Here is a 3,485-nt window from a genome sequence, read left to right as displayed (position 1 = left end):
TAATTGAGAGGCTAGAACTTTTGTCCCAGCCTCTATGAATATTCATTGCCGGATGCAAGTGGCAAAAAAAGAGTAATTTTGGTATAGCTATTTGCCTTAGAATCAATCTCCATATGATAGGCTTCGCCAAATTGAAGATGCAATCGTTGGTCCACATTTTTCAAGCCAACACCTCCTAAACGAAGAAGGGTTTGGGCTGTTGATCCTGATCGGTCAAACCCTCGTCCATTGTCAAAAATCGATACGCAGGCGTAGTCTCCACTGACTTCAGTTGTCACTCGAATGAGACCTGGCCGATCGATCTCTTTAATGCCATGGTAAATCGCATTTTCCACTAAGGGCTGAAGCACTAATTTCGGAAGCTGATAGTCGCCCAACCGTTCATCTTCTAGAATTTCATAGTTGAGCTTTTCACCATAACGTTGTTTTTGAATGAAAAGATACTGGCGGACATGGTCGATTTCATCTCTCAGTAGGATTTGTTCCTGGCCTTGGTTAAGAGCCAGTCGAAAATATTGAGCCAGAGACTTAGTGATGTCGACCACGCGCCGACTATCATTAAACTCCGCCATCCAGACAATCGTATCCAAGGTATTGTAGAGGAAATGCGGATTAATCTGAGCCGAAAGTGCCCGCAACTCGTACCGCCGTGCGTTCTGCTCCTCTTCCTTAACCTGTTGCATGAGGTTATCGATTTGGTCCAACATGGCATTAAACGCTTGAGCGAGGGCCACCAATTCTGGAGATCCTTTGGCTGCAGCCCTCACGTGAGCATCTCCTGCTCCAATCCTCAAAATGATAGTCTGAAGGTCTTGTAAGGGTTTGATCCACAAACGCAGAACAAAGCCGATCCCTATCAAACACATGATCAAAGCTAGTAATCCTAGACCAATGAAAGAGTACAGGAGTTGCGACTGCAGCATCTGAAGTCCTTCAAGTGAAGCCACTCCAATCAAGGTCCAATCGCTATCTGGAATCGGAACCTGATAGATAAAATTCTGTCCTCCTTTAGCATAGCCATCTGTCACAGCAATATAGGGCTGCATGGCCTGCATTTCTTGGCTGGAGGAATAGACCGCCTTTTTAGGATGGTAGACAAACTCATGCTTTTGATTAATGATAAAACTAAAGCCTTGTCTCCCTAGTTGAAGGTGATCCAAGTAAGCCTGAAGGCTATCGTAGCCAATATCCAAGCGTACTACTCCGAGATTTTGGCCAGTCTGATCGACCACTTCTTGGGTAATAGAAACCACCCATTTTTCTTTTTCCGAAGTCAAAGATTCCTTTCGAGCTGGCGTCAAAACTGGCATGGCTCTTTCTTTAATCGCCTCTTGATACCAACTTTCATTCATCATATCTGAAGAAGTCTGCATGCTGATTTTGGAATCTGTCGCTACCAGACGTCCATCCTTGGTCACCAAGACCGCTGAGACCAAGTCCGGATCCGTTTCAATCATCGTTCGCATCAGGTGTTGAACCGTTTCTTGATCCGCACTCCTATCTTGGGCAAATTGTCGAACAGCCTGTTCCTGGCTAAGCACCGTCGTCGTCTGCTTTAATTTTTTTAGATAGGAAGTGATAAACTGACTGCTTTGATCGATACTATTTCTTGTCGTCCGCTCTGTTTGCTGGCGGATCGTCCCTGAACTCGTTTGATAATAGAGACCACCAATAAGACCAAAAAGTAGGAGAATGAAGAGAAAAAAGTAGAGGACCAGCTGAATCAGCAAGGGATATCGTTTCATTCATGCTCTCCTTTTTTGTACTGCCTTGGTGTCACCCCAACAACCTGCTTAAAGCGTTGAGAAAAATAGTTCATATCTTCAAAACCAACCTGATCGGCGATCTCATAAATTTTTAAATCTGTCGTGAGAAGCAAGAGTTGAGCCTTCTTCATTCGCTCTTGAATGAGGTAGTCTTGGAAGGGGAGTCCCAATTTTTTCTTGATCAATACACTTAGATACGAGGCACTGAAACCAAGTTGATAGGCCAGATCCTTTAGAGTTAACTGAGAGTCTGCTAAACGAGCATGAATGGCTTCTTCCAAGTCTGTCGAATAACCCTGACTGACCAAATCTTCGACTTGCGCTTTCTTACGCTCTTGATCAAGTTTTCCTTTCACCTTTGCTAACATCTCTTCAATATCATCTTTTGAAAAAGGCTTCAGCAAATAATCATCTGCACCTAACTTGATGGCTTTCCTTGCAAACTCAAAGTCATCATAACCTGTCAAAAAAATGATATGGCAAGACGGAGATTGTTCTTTGACGAGATGAGCCAGATCCAAGCCATTCATTTGTGGCATATTGATATCGGTTAGAAGGATATCGGCTGGTTGCTCTTGAAACTTCTCCCAAGCCTCACGCCCATTTTTAGCCTGGTTGATGACGGTCATTCCAAACTGTTCATAATCCACTAAGGAAGTCAGACCCTGCCGGATAAGCTCTTCATCTTCCACAATCATGATCGCATACATGTCTTTCACCTACTTGTCTTTGCTATACTTATTATAGCAAATTATGGTTCCAAATGTCTCAGACGTAGTCCAATAAATAACCGTAGCCCTTTTCTTTCATTTCTGCTTTGGGAATGAAGGTAATAGACAAACTATTGATGCAATAGCGAAGGCCGCCTTTTTCCTTGGGACCATCGGTAAAAACATGGCCCAGATGAGAATTTCCTACACGGCTCCGAACTTCTGTCCGAGTCATATTGAAACTCTTATCCTCCTTATAGATGGCCACATCAGGACTAATAGGTCGACTGAAACTCGGCCAACCACAACCAGAATCAAATTTATCCTTAGAGGAAAAGAGCGGCTCACCAGTCACGACATCTACATAAATACCGGCATCAAACTGATCCCAGTAACGATTGGAGAAGGCCCGTTCGGTATCATTTTTTTTGTGTCACCGCATACTCTTCAGGAGATAACTTCTTTTTGATCTCCTCATCGCTTGGCTTAGAATAGCGACTAGCATCTATAACAGGATAAGAAGCCTGATTGACATCGATATGGCAGTACCCATTCGGATGTTTCTTTAGATAATCCTGGTGGTAGTCCTCAGCCTTGATGAAATTGGTCAGTGGCTCTTTTTCCACTGCTAACGGTTTGTCGTATTTTTTTGCTTCTTCTTCAAAGACTTGGTTAATGGTTGGAAGGTCTTCTTGGGAGACATAATAGACACCTGTTCGGTATTGTGTTCCTTGATCATTTCCTTGACGATTCTTCGACGTTGGGTCGATAATCCGGAAATAATGCAGGAGCAATTCTTTCAGAGATACCTTCTTGACATTGTAGGTGATGTGAACTGTTTCAGCATGGCCTGTTTGAGGGACCAATTCATACTTGGTCGTTTCTCCCTTTCCATTGGCATAGCCTGATACGGCATCAATCACACCTGGAACACGGGAGAAATATTCCTCTACGCCCCAGAAGCAACCACCAGCCAAATAAATTTCACGATGATCCTTTGGATCAACCG

At 43.6% G+C, this 3,485-nt stretch carries 2 protein-coding genes and 1 pseudogene; all 3 read right to left on the bottom strand.

The window, feature by feature from the left end:
* Positions 1 to 32: 32 nt before the first annotated feature.
* Positions 33 to 1,745 carry a cache domain-containing sensor histidine kinase gene (locus SPADD19_RS03950; protein WP_045759155.1) on the bottom strand — a complete coding sequence of 571 codons (1,713 nt, stop codon included), beginning with the start codon at positions 1,743 to 1,745 and terminating at the stop codon, positions 33 to 35.
* Complete coding sequence (locus SPADD19_RS03945; RefSeq protein WP_024054871.1) at positions 1,742 to 2,476, bottom strand: response regulator transcription factor; 735 nt, start codon at positions 2,474 to 2,476, stop codon at positions 1,742 to 1,744. The genes SPADD19_RS03950 and SPADD19_RS03945 overlap by 4 nt, the downstream gene beginning before the upstream one ends.
* Positions 2,477 to 2,534: 58 nt before the next feature.
* Positions 2,535 to 3,485, bottom strand: a pseudogene (gene msrB, locus SPADD19_RS03940) (peptide-methionine (R)-S-oxide reductase MsrB); the annotation flags it as partial.

Source organism: Streptococcus parasanguinis, assembly GCF_001578955.1.
Lineage (GTDB): Bacteria > Bacillota > Bacilli > Lactobacillales > Streptococcaceae > Streptococcus > Streptococcus parasanguinis_U.
The sequence above is the reverse complement of the archived record's forward strand: the minus strand, read 5'-3'. Positions and strand labels throughout refer to the sequence as shown.

What these genes read in the sequence shown, in the direction of transcription:
- SPADD19_RS03950 (WP_045759155.1), bottom strand. Translation starts at nt 1,745, where the DNA reads ATGAAACGATATCCCTTGCTGATTCAGCTGGTCCTCTACTTTTTTCTC.
- SPADD19_RS03945 (WP_024054871.1), bottom strand. Translation starts at nt 2,476, where the DNA reads ATGTATGCGATCATGATTGTGGAAGATGAAGAGCTTATCCGGCAGGGT.